11 protein-coding genes and 1 pseudogene are annotated in these 19,692 nt (G+C 60.5%); 5 read left to right on the top strand and 7 right to left on the bottom strand.

All coding sequences use genetic code 11. The features are described from left to right. Positions 1-26: 26 nt before the first annotated feature. Together K7431_RS01545 and K7431_RS01540 are read right to left on the bottom strand one after the other, a co-directional pair. Positions 27-5,465 carry a WGR domain-containing protein gene (locus K7431_RS01545; protein ID WP_012724280.1) on the bottom strand — a complete coding sequence of 1,813 codons (5,439 nt, stop codon included), beginning with the start codon at positions 5,463-5,465 and terminating at the stop codon, positions 27-29. Then, the gene (locus tag K7431_RS01540) at positions 5,453-6,655 is read right to left on the bottom strand and encodes a M48 family metalloprotease (RefSeq protein ID WP_012724279.1); all 1,203 of its coding nucleotides are present in this window, start codon (positions 6,653-6,655) and stop codon (positions 5,453-5,455) included. Before K7431_RS01540 ends, K7431_RS01545 begins: the two co-directional genes overlap by 13 nt. A gap of 229 nt (positions 6,656-6,884) precedes the next feature. Here K7431_RS01540 and K7431_RS01535 point away from each other — a divergent pair, with 229 nt between their 5' ends. From K7431_RS01535 to K7431_RS01525, 3 genes are all read left to right on the top strand, one after another. Next, positions 6,885-7,817, top strand: a complete 933-nt coding sequence (locus K7431_RS01535; RefSeq protein ID WP_012724278.1) for a cupin — start codon at positions 6,885-6,887, stop codon at positions 7,815-7,817. A gap of 171 nt (positions 7,818-7,988) precedes the next feature. Next, positions 7,989-9,989: a DKNYY domain-containing protein gene (locus K7431_RS01530; protein WP_012724277.1), complete on the top strand. Its 2,001-nt coding sequence runs from the start codon at positions 7,989-7,991 to the stop codon at positions 9,987-9,989. Positions 9,990-10,080: 91 nt separating this feature from the next. After that, positions 10,081-10,785 carry a hypothetical protein gene (locus K7431_RS01525; protein ID WP_224265893.1) on the top strand — a complete coding sequence of 235 codons (705 nt, stop codon included), beginning with the start codon at positions 10,081-10,083 and terminating at the stop codon, positions 10,783-10,785. Positions 10,786-11,137: 352 nt separating this feature from the next. Here K7431_RS01525 and K7431_RS01520 read toward each other — a convergent pair whose 3' ends face one another. The 3 genes from K7431_RS01520 to K7431_RS01510 form a co-directional block, all read right to left on the bottom strand. After that, positions 11,138-11,701 carry a cytochrome b gene (locus tag K7431_RS01520; protein ID WP_012724276.1) on the bottom strand — a complete coding sequence of 188 codons (564 nt, stop codon included), beginning with the start codon at positions 11,699-11,701 and terminating at the stop codon, positions 11,138-11,140. 82 nt (positions 11,702-11,783) lie between these two features. After that, the gene (locus K7431_RS01515; protein WP_012724275.1) at positions 11,784-13,238 is read right to left on the bottom strand and encodes an aldehyde dehydrogenase family protein; all 1,455 of its coding nucleotides are present in this window, start codon (positions 13,236-13,238) and stop codon (positions 11,784-11,786) included. A gap of 27 nt (positions 13,239-13,265) precedes the next feature. Further along, positions 13,266-14,642, bottom strand: coding sequence for an aspartate aminotransferase family protein (locus tag K7431_RS01510; RefSeq protein WP_043205358.1), 1,377 nt, complete (start codon positions 14,640-14,642; stop codon positions 13,266-13,268). Between the two features lie 193 nt (positions 14,643-14,835). On the opposite strand from K7431_RS01510, the gene K7431_RS01505 reads away from it, so the two are divergent. Together K7431_RS01505 and K7431_RS01500 are read left to right on the top strand one after the other, a co-directional pair. Beyond that, entirely contained in the window at positions 14,836-15,804 is a 969-nt protein-coding gene (locus tag K7431_RS01505) for a helix-turn-helix domain-containing protein (protein WP_012724273.1), read from the top strand. A 214-nt stretch (positions 15,805-16,018) separates the two neighbouring features. After that, positions 16,019-17,467, top strand: a complete 1,449-nt coding sequence (locus K7431_RS01500) for an APC family permease (protein ID WP_012724272.1) — start codon at positions 16,019-16,021, stop codon at positions 17,465-17,467. Here the strand turns inward: K7431_RS01500 and K7431_RS01495 are convergent. Further along, positions 17,464-18,957, bottom strand: coding sequence for an MFS transporter (locus tag K7431_RS01495; RefSeq protein WP_012724271.1), 1,494 nt, complete (start codon positions 18,955-18,957; stop codon positions 17,464-17,466). The two genes, K7431_RS01500 and K7431_RS01495, sit on opposite strands and share 4 nt — an antisense overlap. A gap of 65 nt (positions 18,958-19,022) precedes the next feature. After that, positions 19,023-19,565 (bottom strand): annotated as a pseudogene (locus K7431_RS31005) (methyl-accepting chemotaxis protein); the annotation flags it as partial. Positions 19,566-19,692: the final 127 nt, after the last annotated feature.

The raw sequence follows: 19,692 nt of genomic DNA, 5'->3' as shown, positions 1-19,692 counted from the left end.
GCCCGGGTTGGGCGCCTTTCTCTCATTCATGCCTGCTCTTGATACCCTTTGCGAAGTTTCTCCGCGATCAGCTTTTCTGCTTCACGCAAAGCACGTTCAGGGCTGTCTAGGGACTTGATCAGGGTCTGCCCCTTGGTGCCGATACGGCCAAAATTCACCGTCACCTCGGCCTCCGCCACGCCAATACGCCAGAACTTGTTGGCGTTGCCGTCTCCAAAGGTGAACGCGCGCATCAAGGGAAGCGCTTCAGGGGTGATTGGCGCTTCGACCTCGATCTCGACAGTTTCCTCTGCCTGTTCCGGTTCTGGCAGCGCAGGGGCTTCCTCACCCCGTAGGAGCGTTTCGATGCGATTGAGCACGTCTTCCGGATCGCGCAGCCAGTCATGGCTGGGCACGTCGATGATCTTCCAACCGAAACTGCGCAGTACCGTCGGGCGGAAGATGTAACGCTCACGCACGTCAGCGGCAGCCGCGGTGTCGCCGTCCAGCAGCACGCCGAGGCTGAAGTGTTCGCCGCTGGCGTCACTGATCGCCAAGTCACAGCGGAACTGTGAACGCCCAACATATTCCTGGACCGAATGCCCGCGTTTGCGCAACGCGGCGGCGAGGGCACTGCGCAGGTGGTCCTTGGGCAGGCTGACGGCAAAGGACTGCTTGGCGCCGGGATTGAGGTTGGCGAGGATACCTTGGGAGCGCGGCGCATCCCCAGTGGCACTGGCCTGGGCAAACTGCAGGAACGCACGCAGTGCAGCGGCGCCGTCGTTGTGGGTGTTGGTGATGGCCTCGGATTCGATGCTGGAGACGATCGCCATGCGCTTACGGGCGCGACTGAAGATCACGTTAAGGCGTTTTTCCCCACCTCGCTGGTTGATCGGGCCGAAATTCATCAGCATCTTGCCGTTTGGTCCTGGCGCGTAGCAGATGCTCAGAATAATCACATCACGCTCGTCCCCCTGGACGTTCTCCAGGTTCTTGACGAACAGGCCATTGAATTGCCCGGCATCTTCACGCACGTACTCGCGCTCAAGACGTGTGGCAAAGGCCGAGTCGCTGCTGGCCAAGTCTTCCAGGGCCTGCTCAATGGCACCTTGCTGGGCCTCGGAAAACGCCACGATGCCCAGGCTCAGGCCGGTCTCGCGTTGCAGCAGCTCACGCACCAGATTGGCGATATAGCGTGCTTCGGCCAGATTGCTGCGGCTGAGGTAGACACCGTCGCTCATCTTCAAGAAGCTGATCGGGCTTTCCAGCAGCGTGTCGGCGCCCTGGACCACCGCCTGGGCGTCCGTGGAGTCAAGGGCCGCGTGAGCCGGGGCAGGGCGCTCGATACGACGGTCAGGAATGGTGATCAGCCGCCCTTCGTAGAACGCTGCATTGGAGAAACTGATCAAGGCTTCGTGGCGACTGCGGTAGTGCCAAGCCAGGAGGGTCGCCGGCAAGTTACGTGCGGCTTGGCTCAGCAGGCTGTCGGCATCAAGGTTGATTGCGATCTGTTCTCCATCCTCCATGGCAATCAGTTCGTTATCGTCCTGGTCGCCGGCGCTGGAGAAGAAGTTGGTCGGTGGCAACTGCATCTCGTCACCCACCACAATCACCTGCTGCGCACGGCTCAGGGCCGGCACGGCTTCTTCGCTAGGGATCTGGCTGGCTTCGTCGAAAATCACCACGTCAAACAGGTCCGGCGTCAATGGCAGGGTGTCGGACACCGACAGCGGGCTCATCAACCAGATGGGCTTGAGGTCGTTGATCACCCGGCCACTGTCGCCACTCGCCATTTCACGAATAGAGCGATAGCGCATGGTCTTGCCCAACTCATGCTCCAGTTCACGACGGCCCTTGGCGTAGGCTTTCTTGAACTCACGGGCTTGGGCGTCCAGTTGAGTCACCGACATCGCCGATTGCTTCACATGCTCCAGAAAACGCTGGTGCAACGTAGCGCTGAGCACGTGAGCATTACTTTTGAGCAGGCTGCTTTCAGCCTGGCTGACCTGACGCGCAGCCACACTCAAGGCCGGGCCATCGAAGCGCGCCAGCTGCGGGTTGGCGCGGTACAGGCGAGTCAGGTTTTCCTGGGCAATCAAACCGTCCAGTGCGCGGTGCGCCAAGGCGTACTGTTGCACGACCGCCAAGCAGACAGGATCGGCCTGGTGCAACTCAATGAGCAGGGGCAGGGTGTCGGGCAGTTCGTCGAGTTCTTCGCGCAGATCGCGCAGGTATTCCGCCAACTCGCTCAAGCTCGGCGCCGGGTCGAACACACAATGTTGCGCGACCAGTTCGGCCAAGCGGGCCACCGGCTGGCGCAGGTTGGCTGCCTGGCGCACACCAGGCAGGGAATCCGGATTACCCCGCAGGCCTTCGACCCACTGACGCAACAGCGGTGATGTGCTCAGTTGCTGGAGCAGGGCTTGCAGGTTGCTCACGAACAGGTCGATATCCGGGATGCCATAGCGACCTTGCAGGCGTTGCTGCTCGACGTGCAGTTCGGCAGTGGCGCGGTGCTCGCCGGCCAGGCCGTCGAGCACACTGCGGAAACTGGGGCGAATCGCGTGTTGACTGAAGTCGTAGCGTCGTTGCACTTCACTGCGCAGCCGCCACCAGGCGGGTTGCAGCCAACGCAGCAGCGAGCCTTCTAACCGCTGTGCTAGGTCGAGGGCAGCCTGGGTATCCTGGGGCGCGAGTTTTTCACGCCAGTAGTGGGTCGATTCACGGGCGTTGTGTTGCTGTACGGTCAATGCCTGCAACGCCAGCTGTTCGGCGTGCAACGCTTGGGAGCCCGGCGAGCCTGGCTCCAGCAGGTCGAGGTGCGTTGCCAGGTTGGCGCTGGTCAGTTGTTCCGCGGCCTGGGTCAGTAAGCACGCATCCGCCAGGCGGGTGTCCCCAGACAGCAGGCCCGACGATGACTCCAGGAACGGCTCGACACTGTCCATCAGCCCACTGGCTTCATCCAGGAACGCCTTGAGTTGACCATATGCATGTTCGTGGGTAATCAGGCTTGAGGCCAAGTGGCTGAAAGGATGCCGTGCAAAACTGTCGAGGCCGAAACGTTCTTTGATCGTTTGATACACACGGCCGGTCAGCTCGCTTTGGGCCTGCCAATGACGCCATTCGGGCAAGCGCTCCAAGGCTTCGGGTGGCAGCTTTGCAGCAACGGGCGGCAGTTCAATCAGATGACGTACCAACTCGCGTACCGAGCATGCCAAGGACTCCGGCACCCCAGCCATTGCCTGTTCAAAACACTCTATCAAGCCCAGTTGTTGGCTCAGGCCAGCCAGCAGGGTGTCGCGCCGGGCTTGCAACTGCGGCGACTGCGCATCGCCGGCGATCCAACGCTCATAGCACTCGCGCAGGTTGCCCACGAAGGCTTTCTTATCAGTCTGTGAATCGTGGATCAGGCAGCACAACTCACCCAGTTCACTTTGTTGCAGGCGATGGAACACCACGTCCAGCGCCGCACGTTTTTCACAGACAAACAGCACCCGCAGGCCGCGACCTGCGTAGTCGGCGATCAGGTTGGTGATGGTCTGGGACTTGCCGGTGCCCGGCGGCCCCTGAATGATGAAGTTACGCCCGGTACGGGCCAGGCTGACGGCGGCATTCTGCGTAGCGTCGCCGGCGACCACGTTCCACTGTTCGGGCAACGGGATGGGGTCAGGGGACTGGACCTCGACGTCCCGAGGTTCGATGGAAAACATCCGGTCAAACGCTTCGTTCTGCGCCGGTTCGTCGATCAGCTGCGCATAGTCCCGCACCAGCGACATCTTGCGATAGTTGAAGTTGGCCAGGGTCACCTGCGTCAGGTCGATGTCCCAGGCGTAGCGATGCCCCTGGTTCTCGGGCAGGGCGAAGGTACTGTTTTCGGCGCTGCTGGCGACCATCTGAGGGTGTTGATTGCGCAGCACGGGTTTGGCGCCTACGGCCAGGCGCAGCGGCAACTCACTGGGCAGTACCTTCTGCTGGAACAGTTGCAGGCCCAGCGGACGGAAATCTTCGCGGTCGTAGCTGAAATCCGGCTTGACCAAAGGCATCGCTGAACGCTGGCGAGCACGACGGCGCTGGAAGTGGTGCAGATGCTGCACGGCCTTCTGGTGGATCAGCTCGATTTGCGGTTTGCTTTGCAGGCGTAACTCGACGCCGGGCTCGGTCAGTTTGATCTGGCGCGCAATATCAGCATGGATGTCTTCCAGAGACGTCTTTTGCAGGTCGACGGTTTCCGGCAACTGGATATCGTAGAGCTGACGCAACTGATGACGCAGTACCGGGTTGAATTGCGCCTCGGTTTCGTCGCATTGCAACACGAACTGGTCACGCACACCTTTTTTGCGACTCAACTCCACTGGAAGCCAGAGCAGCGGGGTAACAATACGTTCTTCCGGCGTGTCCTTGAGGTTGTGCCAGCGCATGAAGGCCACCACCAGGCGCAAGTTGCTGAAGCCGAACTCGGCACGATCACGTCGAGTTTCTTGGATGATGCGCTCCAGCGACGCCTGCAACCAGGTCTGGTCTTCAAACCGCAGCCATTGCTGCAGTCCAACAGGCTTGCCGCTCAGCACTTGTTCGGAGAACCCGCCGAAGGTGGGTTGCCAGGTGCACAGCGCTTCGGGCCGGATACTTTCAATGCGCATCACCAACGGAACGCTGGCCACGGTCAAGTTGACGTTGGCCTGGGTTGGCCGGAAGTACAGCAGGCGATTGCGGCGCGAAAGGTCAAACAACCGGTTGCGCAGATGTTCCAGCACCACCGTGCGCCGCGACGCCGGGCCTTCGGCCTGGGCCAACACACGCTCGACATCCAGGCTGGCTGGCTGTTCGCGCCAAGACTCCAGGCGCCGCGCCAGCGAGCCCACATCCGTGGCGCGCTCATGGCGGTTCAGCTCAGTCATCTCAACGATCAGATTGGCCAACACCGGGTTGAGCCGGCCATTAAGCTGGAACAGGTTGCGGCGGTGCCGGGCAAACGTCTTGAGGTCATTGATATCGGCGAAATCCAATCCGCATGCCAGGCACGCCAGCAATTGACCGAGCTGGAATATGTCGGTGATCTCATCGTGGTGCCCGAGGCGATGCTCCCAACTGTGCAGGTCCGGGAGGAATACCGGGTGGTCGATGGCTTGATGCAGGTCCTCCTGGACTTGCAGGTCGGTAATGGCCACGCCGCTTTCCGAGTCCCGGGTCAGGCGGACTTTGCCGACGACATTCAGCGCCGATTCCGGATTGGGCTGCACCTGCTTGATCGCTTCCAGCGCCAGCCGCGGCGGGACACCTTCAGGATTACGCAGTTGCAACGCGCGTTCCGGCCCTTGCAGCACATCGAGATAGCTGAGCTGGGCGACACGTCCCAGTTCATGCAGCTGTGCCACCTGACGCAGCAGTGGCAGCGCCAGGAACAACACATCGTCGATGGGTACGGCGGCGCCATCGTGGCTCTGCAGCAATTGAGTGAACGTGACGACTTGGCTTACTGGGTCCATGTGTCGACCTCCGCTTTGAGCGCGCGAACGATCGGGTCGAGCTCACGTTTGGGTAGTTTGATATCGCGCTTGAGCACGTTGATAAAGTCATCGGCGCTGCCGAGTTTCTTGGCGGTGCGCGCGGCGTGCAGCAGGGCTTCATCCCGCAAGTCGCGGTCCACCAGACTCAGGTCGAGCATGATGAAGTGCAGGTATTCATGGATACTGGTGTCGATACGCTCGGCATTCAACGTCGTTAGGTCGAGTGGCGTTTCGTTGTCCTTCCAATCGGGAAAGAAACCGCGCACCTGATTGAGCACAACCTCTGATTGCAACACGGGGGAGCCGGTGAAATGGGCAATAAAGCTGCGGGTGAGGGCGGTCAACTCGACCTGGTCGATCACGTCCAGACGATTGAGCGACAACGGCCCGCGCAACCGCCGATCCAGCCAGCTATCCATATCCGGGAGTTGCCGCCACCAGCTGTCCACCGCCTGGGAGCGCAAAAACGTCTCCGGATGGGAAATGCCCTGGGACAGCTGCGCGTCCTTGCCATCCAGCTCTCGGGCCTGCTTCAAGTAGCTGGCGGCATCCACGCTGACAATCCCGGTGTGAATCTTGACCAGCGAGGTAATCGACGCTTCTGGCCCATTAGCCACGAGTGCCGCTCCGCGGTCGGCATAGATTTCGGTGTGCAAGCTATATAGACGTGCCGTCTGTTCCAGGCTGGACGGCGTATTCACATCGGCCATGGCGTGATTGAGAATTCGCTCTGCGGTGAGAAAGTCGCCACCGTGCTCCGACCATAACCGGTAATGAGCCAGCTCATGTCCCAGCAGCGCCAGCAACTCCTGGGCGTCCAGCCGCTCAAGAATCGGGCCGTAGAACACCACATGCACTTCACCGGCCAGGTAATACAGGCTCGCATTCATCGCGCCGTCGCCAGCCTGGTAAAGGGTGGCGGGTGCCTTGATCTGCAAACACTGTAATGCCGTTTCACAGGCCTGATAGGCCTGCGGATGGGTCTCGGGACTTAAGCGATAGGTGTCACGCAGCAATTGCGCACGTACATCCTGGGCGTGTTCCTGCTGAACGCCCAAGGACGAGGCCCAATCCCACACGACAGGTTCATGGGCTTTCAGGTAGTCGACCACGCGCTGGTGGTAAGGCAATGGCGTCAGGCTGCTGATATCCAGCGCGGGGGTACTCATCGTTCAAACGTCCTTGAGAGGATACGGCTCCATGCACCGCGTGGGCAGCAGAGACTGGGCTGGCATCCCGGTATCAGTGATCGGCAATAAACGCGGAGCATATCCGTTTCGCATGACTGCTGCACGGCGCAAGGGATTAATCCCATTCTGCAGGGTGTCTATAGTTGATGCACCCGCGCAGCGTCCCTTGGAGCCGTGCGCAACCCAGCCGAAGATTGAGGTGACCCGAATGAACAGCGAATCCACACCGCACAGGATCCGTACCGACCCAATCGACGCCGAGTACTTTGAATACAGCAAAGCGGCCAATCCGATCAGCGCGAACTTGATCTCACGGATTCCCTATCAGAGCTTCCCAGCCTCGCTGTATGACAGCGGCCCCTCCAGGGTGGTGCCACTGGACCTCAGCGAAGCCTTGGGCTGCGAAGGCCCGGCGACTGGCCCTGGGCTGTGCGCGAACTTCATTCGGCTCAACGCCGGCGATACCCTCTACCTGCAGCCCAACGCGACGTCACAAGTGTTCTATGTGATCGCAGGGGAGGGCCGCGTGGTTCAGGGCGAGCATGCCATTCAATGGTCTAAAGGCTGCTTTATTGCGCTGCCGGGCCTGCAGGAGGCATGTCTCAGTGCGACGCAGGATGCTCGGTTTTACTATGTGCACGATGAGCCGCTATTGCGCTACCTGGGTGTGACGCGCAGCAGTGATCGCTTTGCGCCGACGCTCTACCCCGCAGACGTGGCGAACGCGAAACTGCGTGAAGCAGCCGACGACCCGCGTGCGCAGGACCGCAGTCGCATCAGTATCCTGCTGGGCAATCGCAACTTTCCACAGACACGCACGGTGACGCATGTGCTGTGGGCGATGTATGGGATTCTGCCAGCGGGTTCGGTGCAAAAGCCCCATCGGCATCAATCGATTGCCTTGGATTTCATTATCGATTGCCCGGCAGGGTGTTACTCGTTGGTGGGTACTGAGCTGGATGTGGATGGGCAGATCCACAACCCGGTACGAGTTGACTGGTCACCTGGCCTGGCGTTTGTGACCCCGCCCGGTTACTGGCATGCGCACTTCAATGAGGCAGACACGGAGGCATTCCTGATCCCGATTCAAGATGCGGGGCTGCAAACGTACCTGCGGTCGTTGGATATTCGGTTCAGTTGAGTGGCTTAGGGTCAACGCGAATGAAACACTGCGCCGCTATCGAGAGGTTCAGGGTTTCCCAGGTCAGTGACTGGCTCCCGAGATTAAACAGCGCGCGGGGCTAGCTGCCTGCCGGGTGGTTCTTTTTGGTCTCCTGAATAAACTGCCCCAACTCCTTGCTAGAGTGGCTGAATGAAAAATACCGCGACAGACAATGCCGACTGGGAACTGCTGAACCTTGAATGGCATCAAGGCTTCGCGTTTATGGACGGCACGTTACTGGGTGATGGGCAGGTACCCGATGTGTACATCATGCTCACTCCTCAAGGCCTGCCGCCCGGCGAGACGGTGCAACGCGCCCTTGCCGGGCACTACCCGCCGTCCCCATTGCTTGCCGAACAGCCGGTGTGGCGGCATCGCAAAAACCCTGCGCTCCTGCGCGATGCGCGGCGCGATTACTATCTGCTTCCAGGCTACCAGGCGCGCTATGGCTACCATGCGCTTCATCGCCTGGCGTTTCGTTTCAACCACGGGCTGGAAAACCTGGGCCACCAATACTGGCGGGATGAAACCCGCGCCTATTGGTTTGACCATTACACGGTCGTGACAATTGCTGATGCGCGACACAAGCACCTTGCGCTACTGGAGCCGTCACCCGCATCGGTGTCCGCTGCCTCGGCGCTTTTCAGCGATGGGGTGACCGTCTTTCTGCAGGGGCAATTCATCGCCAACGCCACTGCCCAGGTGAGTTACTGCAATCATCCTGATTATCGAGTGATCGACAACAACGTGTATCGGGGTTTCAAGCCCTTGCACCAAAAGGACGGCACGCCGCTGCCAATTGCCAATCCAGGCAACTTCCAAATGCTCGCGCGTCGATGGGGCTCGGATGGCCAATCGATCATTGTGCAAGCGCAGCAAGGCTCAAGCATTGCCTACGAATACTTCTACCGTATCGACAATGCCGACCTTGCAACCTTCACCGTGCTCAACGAGCGTTATGCAAAAGACCGCCACCGCGCCTATTACCTGACCGGAAAAAACCTGCGTTATGTGGGTGAGTTCAATCTGCTCAGGTGCTGGCAACCGGCGTTTGATGAGTGCGGCCGCGTAGTCAGCGCCAGCGAACACGAAGACGAGTATTTCGCTGTGGACGACCAATTCGTCTACGCCGCCGGTACCCGCCTGCGCGGCGCTCACGGCCCGAGCTTTCGGCATTTGGGGTTGGGTTACTACCGCGATCAGCAGCACGCTTATTTGCGCAACAAACGCCTGGAGGTAGACGTAGAGAGTTTCGTGGTGGCACAGCTCTATAAAGGGCCGCAGGATTACTCGCCTGTATTGGTAGGCGACAAGCATGGCCCACTGGGCTCCGGCGGCGTCGTCGATGCGGCCATGCGACAAGCATGGGCTGTGTTCTTCATCGCGCATCCGCACCTGCAAGACTATTGGTGGCACCGCCTGCAAGACAAAGCACAGTCCCAGGAAGAAACCGCGCCCTTGCATGCCATCGGCCTCAATTTCGAGCTGGGCCGGCACGTGTATTTTCACGGGAGGCCAATCAGCGGGCTGGACGCGGCGAGTTTCAAGTTGCTCGATCGTCACCTGTGCGGCGATGCAAATGGCTTGTACCTGATCCCGTTTCATAACGCCGACACTCAAGTGCCCGAACGCTTCTCAATGGAGCCCGCTGAGCATTTTCGCGCATTGGGTTCGCCATACCTGACTGATGGTAAAACAGTGTTCTGCCAGCGGGTTTTCTATCATCCCCCCGAGCCCATTCGTAAGGCCGATGCGGCGACGTTCGAGTCCTGCGGTCATGGCTGGGCCAAGGATAAACACGCGGTTTATTACTACGGCCAGGCCAAAAAACACCTGAGCCCTGCGGATACGCAAGTCATGGGTACTTATGCCTTCAGCCCTACGGCGATACTGTCGGAGGGCAAGTTGCTGGATGTGACGTTCACCCCTGACGAAGTGCGCGTGCCGCATCCCGACTTTTTACAACTGGGCACGCGCAAACTGTTCTGCCACCGACGCCCCCTCAGCGCGAAGCGCATAGACCTGGCCACGCTGGAGTTTCTGAGTGACCGCCATGCCCGCGACAAGCATCGGTTCTACCACTACGACGGTTATGCAACGCTGAGTGAAGTTGATGAGGCGCACTATCAGAAAGCGGGCAGCGGGGACTGACAAAGAGGATGGATGAACGGCAAGTAATCTTTAAAAGACCTGAAGTACGAAAAGCTTTTTTTGATATTAACCACGCATGCAGGAGCAAGACGTGACTGACCTCAGCACATCCCTGGGCTGGAGGTCCGGGAACCTGCTGCCTGCACTGGGCCACGACGGCGTGGATTTCTCGTTTGGGCGCCAACTGGTCACGGTGGATGGCTTCCTGATTACCGACGACGGATTCAACCCGGGGAACGCGTTCAGCCCCATCGAGGGCGTGCGCGATGGTCGGTTCGACCGTGGGGGAGCCTTCTACCTTGGGCAGCGCCTGGCGTTTGGCAATACGGCGATGCTGAAACTGGGCGGCAAGGAGGGGTTGCACGGCAGCCTGATATGGCTGAAATCCGAGAATCCCGGCCAGTCCAAGACCGAACTGGCGGTGGGCACTCTCGATTACACCACCCCCATTGGCTCGATCGGTTCGACCTACATCCACGGCCTGGATGTGGATGAGAAATATGCCTTTGCGGATAGGCTTGAACGCAAGGGCATGAACGTCTACAGCATTCGTGGGCAGGGCAACGCCGGGATTGAAAACGCCGACTTCGCATTCGAGGTGGCGCGCCAGGAAAACGTTCCGGCTCACAGCGGGCAATGTTCTTCGACGCCGGCTACACCTTCACCGATGTGCAATGGCAGCCGACGGTCAGTTATCGCTATTCGCGCTATTCCGAAGGCTGGGATTTCCTGTTCCAGGGCGGTTTTCGCAAACGCTTCCAGGGTGAAATCGCAGCCAACTACGCTGGTTCGGTGACCTCGAATATGCAGATCAACGACGTGCTGCTCTCGGTTCGGCCAACCGAGAAATTGACCCTGAACGCGATGGCCTTTGACTACCATCCACTGTCCCGTCGCAATGAACGGGATTTCGCGGCGCGGGAGGTGGACCTGTTCCTGGATTGGATGGTCACGGATAACGTCACACTCTCGCCGTTGATCGGCCTCTATAAACCCGAGAAATGGTTTGGCAACGGGGGCGGGCAGAGCGGAAGTGCGTCTACCAATGCCTATATGCAGTTCATTGTGTGGGTGACGTTCTGAGTCGTCATTGAGGTTTGTTGCGGGTTCAGGCAGGCGTTGACGTGTTGCGTCAACGCCTTATCGCGTCAGAGCATGCGGCGCAACACGTTGTTGCGCGGGTCGCGGTCGTAGAAGCGGTGCTTGAGGGCGCCAGCGACATGCAGCACGATCAGGACCAGCAACGTATAGGCGAGGACTTTGTGCAGCCATTGGAACACCGCGAACCAATCGTCATTCTTCGGCAACAACTCCGGCAGGTTAACCCCAAAAAAGAACACCCCGTCGCTCATCGTGTAAGTGCTCGACATGGAGTAGCCCATCAACGGCACGATCACCAGGAGCACATACATCACGCGCTGCGTCAGGCGTGACAGGAACCTTTCATACCCCGCCAAGGTTTCCAGCGGCTGCGGCAAATTGGGCGTGCGAAAACGCACGGCGAGCTGAGTCATCACCACCAGGAACGTCAACACCCCGAAGGACTTGTGCCATGGGTAATAGAGCTCGAATTTGCTCGCCACTTCATCATTCATGCCGGTCATGTGCCAGCCGACCCACAGCAGGCCCAGGACGAGCACGGCACGCACCCAGTGCAACATGCGCAAGGAGGTCGGGTACCGATCGATTGTCGGTTGATCTATTGGGTTCATATCAGGCTCTCCACGGAGCGATGCACGGTTCAATGGCCACCCTCAACGTTGGCGGGTGGCTCGGTCAGGACAGGGCGTGCGCTCAGGCTGGCAGCAGCACGGTGATGACTTTCTCCTCGGTGTAGGCCAGCGCGCCGCTGAACCCGCCTTCACGCCCGATACCGCTGGTCTTGACGCCGCCCCAAGGCAGGTTGGCGTCCAATGGGCTCCAGCAGTTGATACCCACGGCGCCGGCTTTGACCGCCGCCGCGACACGGTGCGCCCTGACCAGATCGCCGGTCCAGACTGTGGCCGCGAGGCCGTAGCTGCTGTCGTTGGCCAAGGCGATCGCTTCGTCTTCGGTCTCGAACGTAATGAGTGTGCCGACGGGACCGAAGATCTCGTCCCGGGCGATTTCCATGTCGTTACGAGCGTTGGCGAAGATCGTCGGACGCACGAACCAGCCCTGCTTAGGGGCCGAGACGCCGCCGGCCAGCAGTGTTGCGCCTTGGTCGATACCCAGTTGGATGTACCGGTTGACGCGATCGAATTGCGCCTTCTTGGCCACCGGGCCCATCTGTACGCCGGGCTCGCGAGGGTCGCCCACGCTTACCGCCTCTGCGGCCTCGGCCAGCGCGGCGCCGAAACGTTCGGCGAGACTGCGCTGCACCAGGATCCGCGAACCGGCCGCACACACCTGGCCCTGGTTGGCGAAAAGACCGAGGGTACAGCCGCGCAGGGCGTCGTCGAAGGAGGCATCGTCGAACACAATCTGCGGGCTCTTGCCGCCCAATTCCAAAGCCACGCGCTTGAACAGCACACCGGCGGTGCGCTGGATTTCACGCCCGGCCTCGGGACTGCCGGTGAAGCTGATCTTGGCGACGTCCGGGTGTTCGCACAGGGCGCGACCGACTTCGTTGCCGTAGCCGGTGACCACGTTGATCACGCCGTCCGGAAAGCCCGCTTCTTGTGCCAGCAGCGCCAGGTGCAGGGCCGACTGCGGGGTTTCTTCCGATGGTTTGATCACGACGGTGCAGCCAGCCGCCAGCAATGCAGCGAGCTTCCACACGGTGATCATCAGCGGCGAGTTCCAGGGCACGATCGCACCGACTACGCCGACAGGCTCGCGTACCGTGTACGACAAGGTCTTGGTGCCAAAGTAGCCACCGGTGGGAATGGTGCGGCCTTCAAGCTGGTTGGCCCAGCCAGAGGCTGCGCGCAGGTTGGCAATCGCGTTGGGCAGGTCCATGCGGCGCGGTTCGATAGGGGAGCGACCGATGGCGTTGGCGTCCAGATCGGCCAGCCGTTCCGTGTCGCGCTCAACCAGGTCAGCCAGCTTCGACAGCAGTCGGCCACGCTGGGCGCCGTCGAGCTGGCTCCACTCGCCGCCGTCGAGTTGCCGGCGCGCAGCCGCCACGGCACGGTCCACGTCCTCGCGTGTGCCGCGCGCGGAGCTGCCATACACCTGTTCGGTCACGGGGCTGACCAGGTCGATACGACGTCGGTCGAATGCTTCGCAGGACGTACCTTCGATGAAGTGATTCAAGTGCTCAGTCATTTTGCGGTCCTCGAATAGTGGGCAGGTTTACGCCTTGAGGGACGCTAGGGCGTCGCCGAAGATGTCCAGCGCCTTGAAGAACAGTTCGCGGGAGATCGTCAGCGACGGCATCACACGCATCACGTTGCTGTAGCGGCCACAGGGAATCATCAGCACGCCGTGGTTGAGCAGATAGCCCATCAGTTGGCCGATCTTCTCGCCCGCCAGGGGCGCCTTGGTGAGCGGGTCTTCGATCAGTTCGATGCCGATCATCAGGCCGCGCCCGCGCACTTCACCGACCAACGGGCTGTTGAAGCCACGAATATGCGCGTGTGCCTCCAGCCCCAGCGTGTGGGCGCGGTTGAGCAGGTCGAGTTCAGGATCCTGCAGGATACTGATGTTGGTCAGAGCCACTGCGGCCGACAACGAGTTGGCGGCAAACGTGTTGGGCATGGAACCGTCGGGGATTTTCGCCGCCAGGTCCGAGCGCATGATCAGGCCGGCCATGGGCAGGTCGCTGCCGATGCCTTTGCCGAAGGTGAGCATGTCGGGCTTCACGCCGGAGTGTTCGACCGCCCACATTTTGCCGGTGCGGCCGGCGCCGGACTGCACTTCATCGACAATCAGCAATGTGCCGCTGCGGTCGCAGGCCTTGCGCAGCAATTGCAGGAATTCCGGCGATGGGGGCACGTAGCCGCCTTCGCCCTGTACCGGTTCCACGATCACGGCTGCCACGTCATCGGCGGCGGTGTAGGGCGTGTTCAACAGGTAGTCGATGTACTCGCCGGCGATCTGCTCGGCGCTTTTGTGGGTGGTGTCGAAAGGGAAACGGTAGGCGTAAGGGTAGGGGGCGTGAATCACGCCACCCATTTGCGCGCCAAAACCTTTGCGGTAGGCCGTGCCGGTGGTCAGCGAACCCGAAGCGTTCCACACGCCATGGTAGCCGCCGTGAAAGGCGATGATCTGGTGCCGCCCGGTGATGCGCTTGGCGAACTTGATCGCCGCTTCCAGTGCATCACTGCCGCTTTGCGTGAAGAAGGTGATGCAGTCGCCACGCAAACCCTCGGGCGCGATTTCGGACAATTTGGCAGCCAACTCGGTACGCCGGGTACTGTTGATTTCCAGGGCGTGCATCAACACTTCGGACTGTTCACGAATTGCCTGCACCACTTTGGGGTGGCAACGGCCTACGCTGCTGACACCGACGCCCGCTGACAGGTCGATGTAGGTGTTGCCGTCGGGGTCTTTGAAGGTTGCACCGAAGGCCCGGTCCATGGCCACCGGCATACGTCCGCCGCCGCGTGCCATGGACTCGGTACGCGCCGAAAGCGCCAGGGCTTCGCGGGTCTTGGGGCCTGGCAGTTCGCCGGAGATAATCTGCGGGGCATCCGCGAAGTGCAGGGATTGCAGTTTGGCTTCACTCATGACGGTCTCTCTGGAATGTCTATTTACGTGTCCTGATCATCTCCGGCGCGAGTTCCAGACGGGTAGCCCGAATCGGCACATGAAGTGCATGCATTCCAGCGCATAAACACACTTGCAGGATTTATGCTATGTGCGACTATCAAACCTACCCGGCGATCTAAAAATAAGAATATTGGCAGAGGCATGCGACCCAATGAAAAACCAGACGATCAGCCATTTTCGAGATGTCCACGTCCATGCGGCCACCATCCAGCAGTGGAATCAGGACTACAGCCAGTTAACCGCCGGCTGCGCCGAGAGTTCGCTGATGCAACTGACGACGACCGGTTGTCACTTGTTTCTCGAACAGATCAACCAGCGCGTGGTGCAGAACGGCGTGGCGCCTCGCGGCAAGATGTGCTTTGCCGTGCCGATCAACGTCCCCGGTTCGATTCGCATGCAGGGCCGCGAGGTGGATGACAGCAGCCTGTTCTTTCTCCACGGCGGCGAAGAGTTCATGTTCCATATGCCGATGGGCATGGAGCTGCTGTCCATCACCTTCGAGCGTGAGTTGTTCGAACAGGCACTGGAGCAAACGGCGTCGGCGAAGGAACTCAACCGCTTGCTGCGCCAGCCGGTGATCAGGGTTTCCCCCCAGCGATTTGCACGGGCTCGGCAGCGATTGCTGGCGCTTTTCTCCCAGGCACTGATGTATGAAGATCTCGACAGCACGCCGGATCGTGAGGTGGCGCTGGAGCAGGCGATGCTCGGCGAGCTGTTGCAACTGATGACCGACCCGGCCTGTGACAAACACCAGCGAAGCCCCAGCTCCACGCGCAGTTTCATTGTCGAGAAATGCCACCGCCTGACCACCGCAGAAATGATCAACGTGCCCAGCGTGATCGAGCTGTGCGAGCGCCTTCAGGTGAGTCGACGGACGCTGCAGAACAGCTTCCGCTCGGTCGCCGAGACTACTCCGCTGAATTACCTGCGCTCCGTAAGGCTCAACGGCGTACGCCGCCTCTTGATGTCCACCCGTGCCTGCGAGCTGTCGATTGGTGATGCCGCTGCCCAGTGGGGCTTCTATCACCTGAGCCATTTTGCGGCGGAGTACCAAGAGCTGTTCGCAGAGCTGCCGTCCCATACCGCTCGCGCAACCATCGCCGGTTACTCGCGCGCCTGAACGAAAAAATCTGCCAAGACCGGATACAGCCTGCCTGGGAGACGCGGGTGTTTCGCCGTGGGTGCTTGCGTTACCGATTTGGGATACCGGCGCGTTGCGGGGCAGGCATAGGATCAGCCCCAGCGTGCAACAAGAACGACAAGCTATTCGGTGCCGGTGAACTGCCGGCTAAACCGATCCTGCAGCGACTGCCTCATACAATAAGGTCAATAACATGAGTGTATCCAACTCGATCAACAGCTCGACGCAGCTCAAGCGTGGCGCCCTGGGTGTGGGCTTTATCATCTTCTTCGTGGTGTCGGCGGCAAGCCCGCTGAGTGTGATCGCTGGCGGCGTCCCCATTGGCATCATGCTGGGCAACGGTGCCGGCACCCCGGCCTTGCTGATCCTCGCCTTGCTGGTCCTGCTGGCGTTCTCGGTAGGTTACACAACCATGGCCCGCCACCTGACCAATGCGGGCGGTTTCTACGCATTCACCGCCCGTGGGCTGGGCGGCCTGGCGGGTGGTGCCGCCGGGGTGCTGGCAATGTTTGCCTATAACATCCTGCAGGTCGGGTTGTACGGGATGTTCGGCGGTGTGGTCAGTGGCACCATGGAAGCCACCCTCGGGCTGGTGCTGCCGTGGTGGTCCTACTCGCTGATGGCGATGGCCAGCATCGCGATCCTGGGCTATCGCAAGATCGACCTGTCGGCGCGGGTGCTGTCGGTGATGGTGATCGCCGAGTACCTGGCGATCCTGGTCCTGGACTTCGCCATCCTCAAGTCCGGCGGCGACAGCGGCATCAACCTTGACTCGTTCAGCCGCAGCCATGTGTTCAGCGGCACACCGTCAATCGGCTTGCTGTTTTGCTTCGCCGCCTTTATCGGCTTTGAAGCCACGACCATCTACGGTGAGGAGGCAAAGGACCCAAAACGCACCATCCCGATTGCGACGTACTGCTCGGTGTTGCTGATCGGTGGTTTCTACGCGTTGTCGGTGTGGTCGATGGTGGTGGGCGTGGGGGCGGACAAGATCGTGCCGATGTTGCAGGCCTTGCAGGATCCGACCACGTTTATCTACGGCATGTCCGACCATTTTGTCGGCCCGCAACTGACCCAGGTTATCCGTGTGCTGTTCATGGTCAGCATCTATGCCGGGCTGCTGGCCTTCCATAACGCCGCTGCGCGCTACTTCTATGCCATCGGCCGTGACGGTTTGCTGCACAGCCAGTTGGGTACCACCCACCGCGTACACCAGAGCCCGCATATGGGGTCGGCCTTGCAGAGCCTGATCTCGGCCGTGGTGGTGCTGATATTCGCCGCACTGGATGCCGATCCGATCCTGCAACTGTTTGCCTGGTTGTCCAACCTGGCCACGCTGTGCGTGATCTTGCTGATGGCGCTGACTTCGGCGGCGGTCCTGGTGTTCTTCCGACGCCACCCGCAGCTCCAGGTCGGTGTCTTGCGCGGGCAGATCTTCCCGGCTTTCTCGTGCCTGGCGCTATTGGCGGTGCTGGTCCTGGCGGTGGTGCATTTCGACGTGCTGACCGGTGCCAGCCAACTGCTGTCCTACAGCCTCTGCGCGATTATTCCACTGGCCTTGCTGGGCGGTGTATTTCTCGCGGCGCGGCTGCGCAAGGCATCGCCCCAGCGGTTCCTGGCGTTGGGCAGCCACAAGCTTTAAGGCGTGGCCGGCGGTGTTTGCCTGCTCAACTTGACCAGCAGCGCTGCGATCAAAAGCAGTGCTGCCGACGCCGCCAGCACAGCGACAAAGCCCGTATCAAACGCCGAGCGGGCAAATGCGCGCAGCATGGCGGCGCCTTCGGGCGACAACGTTTCGGCGACGACAAGCGCGTCGTCAAGACTGTCGAATGTCGCAGGGTTGCGGGTCAGCCAGGATGGAATCACCACGCCCGCCGAATACGCATAAATCGCCGATAACAGGCTGCCTGCCAGGGTTACACCCACCGCACCGCCCAGTTCAAACGACACTTCCTCGATGGAGGCGGCCATGCCAGCCTGGTTGGCGGGTACGCTGAGCATGATGGTGCTGGACGACGCTGTCAGTGCTGCACCAATGGTAAATCCCAGCAGCGCAAGGACGATCAGTTGCAGGTACACCGCAGCGTCATACAGCAGCAGGTAGGCCAGCATTGACGCAGCAGATAGCAGCAGGGTCCAGAACAGCATCCGCTGGTTCCCCAGGCGAGGCAGGTAGTAGCCGGCAAGTGGCCCTGAGATAAACGAGCCCAGCGGCAGCGGCAGGATAAACAGTGCAGCTTCCAGTGGTGACAGGCCCAGCACCAGTTGCAGGCGTTGGCTGAATACCAGCTCCATGCCGATCAACGCAGCGGCGGACACCACGGCCGAGATCACCGCATTTCTGAACCCCGTTACCTTGAACAGCGCCACGTCGAGCATCGGCTGAGTGGCGCGACGTTGGCGGCGAACAAACAGCGTCAGGAACAGCGCACCCAACACCAATGCGATCAACATGCCTTCGAAGGAGGGCGCACGCTTGCCGAGTTCCTTGACCGCATACGCGACGCTGATCAAACCGATCATCACCTGCAGCGAGCCCAGCCAGTCCCAGCGTTTGCTCATATCCCCCGGATGATTCGGGATCAAGAGGGCGCCGACGACCAACGCCACCAGCACGATCGGCACGTTGATCAAAAATACCGAGCCCCACCAGAAATGCTCCAGCAACAAGCCGCCCACCACTGGACCGAACGCCGCGCCTCCTGAAGCCACCGAGGCCCATATACCGAACGCCATGGCCTGCTCGCGCGGATCGATGAAGGTCACCCGCACGATGGCCAGCGTGGCGGGCATCATCATCGCCGCACCGACCGCCAGGAAACCCCGTGCCCCAATCAATACGGCGGCGGAGGGTGAGAACGCCGCAATCAGCGAGAACAGGCCAAACACACTGAGCCCGCCGATGAACAGGTGTTTGTGCCCGAGACGGTCACCGAGGGTACCCATGCCCAGCAGCAGGCCCGCGGCGATCAGTGCATAGATGTTAACGATCCAGAGTTTTTCCGAGGCCGAGGCATTCAGCTCTCGGGTCAGGGTGGGCAGGGCGGTGTACAGCACCGTCATGTCGATGACGATGAGCAGCAGGGCGCTGGAAATGATCGCGAGGATCAGCCAGCGGCGTGGAACAGTCATGGGTGGTGCTCAATGTAGGAGAGTTTTAAGGCGGCCACTGTACCTGAGTCAAGACGGCCTACGTTTTACACGCGGAAATGCCCGACCAGTTGCTGTTGGTGATTGGACATTTGATGCAATGCGTCACTGGCCTTTGACGCTTCGTTCATGCGCCCGGCGAGTGTTTCGCTGATGCCGCGGATGTCGCTGACCCGATGGCTGATATCGTCCACCACGCTACTCTGCTCAAGGGCCGCGCTGGCAATCTGCTGATTCATTTGTTCGATGACATCCACGGCCTTGGAAATATTCTCCAGGGCCACCCGGGTTTGTTGCACCTGAATCACGCTACCGCTGGCTTGCTCGCGGCTAAGTTGGGTGCTGTGCACCACCGACTGGCTCAGCTGTTGCAGCGTTTCGATCACCGTGCGTACCTGTTCGACCGAATGCTGGGTGTTGCTCGCCAAGTGCCTCACTTCGTCGGCCACTACCGCGAAACCACGGCCCTGTTCGCCGGCCCTGGCCGCTTCGATGGCTGCATTCAACGCCAGTAGATTGGTCTGTTGCGCGATGGTGCTGATGACGTCCAGCACCTGGCCGATCTGGGCGCTGCTATTGGCGAGCGCGTTGACTTGTTCGAGGGTGGTTTCCAAGTGCTGATCAAGGGATTCAATGCTGCGCTCGGCGGTTGAGAAAACCACCTGGCCTGATCGGCTCGCATTTTCTGCGGTGGTTGCTGCGTCAGCGGCGCTGTGG

It is taken from the genome of Pseudomonas fluorescens group sp. (assembly GCF_020093335.1).
GTDB lineage: Bacteria > Pseudomonadota > Gammaproteobacteria > Pseudomonadales > Pseudomonadaceae > Aquipseudomonas > Aquipseudomonas petroselini.
Note: the sequence above shows the minus strand (reverse complement) of the source record. Positions and strands in the feature narration are given on the sequence as shown.

What these genes read in the sequence shown, in the direction of transcription:
- K7431_RS01545 (WP_012724280.1), bottom strand. Translation starts at nt 5,465, where the DNA reads ATGGACCCAGTAAGCCAAGTCGTCACGTTCACTCAATTGCTGCAGAGC.
- K7431_RS01540 (WP_012724279.1), bottom strand. Translation starts at nt 6,655, where the DNA reads ATGAGTACCCCCGCGCTGGATATCAGCAGCCTGACGCCATTGCCTTAC.
- K7431_RS01535 (WP_012724278.1), top strand. Translation starts at nt 6,885, where the DNA reads ATGAACAGCGAATCCACACCGCACAGGATCCGTACCGACCCAATCGAC.
- K7431_RS01530 (WP_012724277.1), top strand. Translation starts at nt 7,989, where the DNA reads ATGAAAAATACCGCGACAGACAATGCCGACTGGGAACTGCTGAACCTT.
- K7431_RS01520 (WP_012724276.1), bottom strand. Translation starts at nt 11,701, where the DNA reads ATGAACCCAATAGATCAACCGACAATCGATCGGTACCCGACCTCCTTG.
- K7431_RS01515 (WP_012724275.1), bottom strand. Translation starts at nt 13,238, where the DNA reads ATGACTGAGCACTTGAATCACTTCATCGAAGGTACGTCCTGCGAAGCA.
- K7431_RS01510 (WP_043205358.1), bottom strand. Translation starts at nt 14,642, where the DNA reads ATGAGTGAAGCCAAACTGCAATCCCTGCACTTCGCGGATGCCCCGCAG.
- K7431_RS01505 (WP_012724273.1), top strand. Translation starts at nt 14,836, where the DNA reads ATGAAAAACCAGACGATCAGCCATTTTCGAGATGTCCACGTCCATGCG.
- K7431_RS01500 (WP_012724272.1), top strand. Translation starts at nt 16,019, where the DNA reads ATGAGTGTATCCAACTCGATCAACAGCTCGACGCAGCTCAAGCGTGGC.
- K7431_RS01495 (WP_012724271.1), bottom strand. Translation starts at nt 18,957, where the DNA reads ATGACTGTTCCACGCCGCTGGCTGATCCTCGCGATCATTTCCAGCGCC.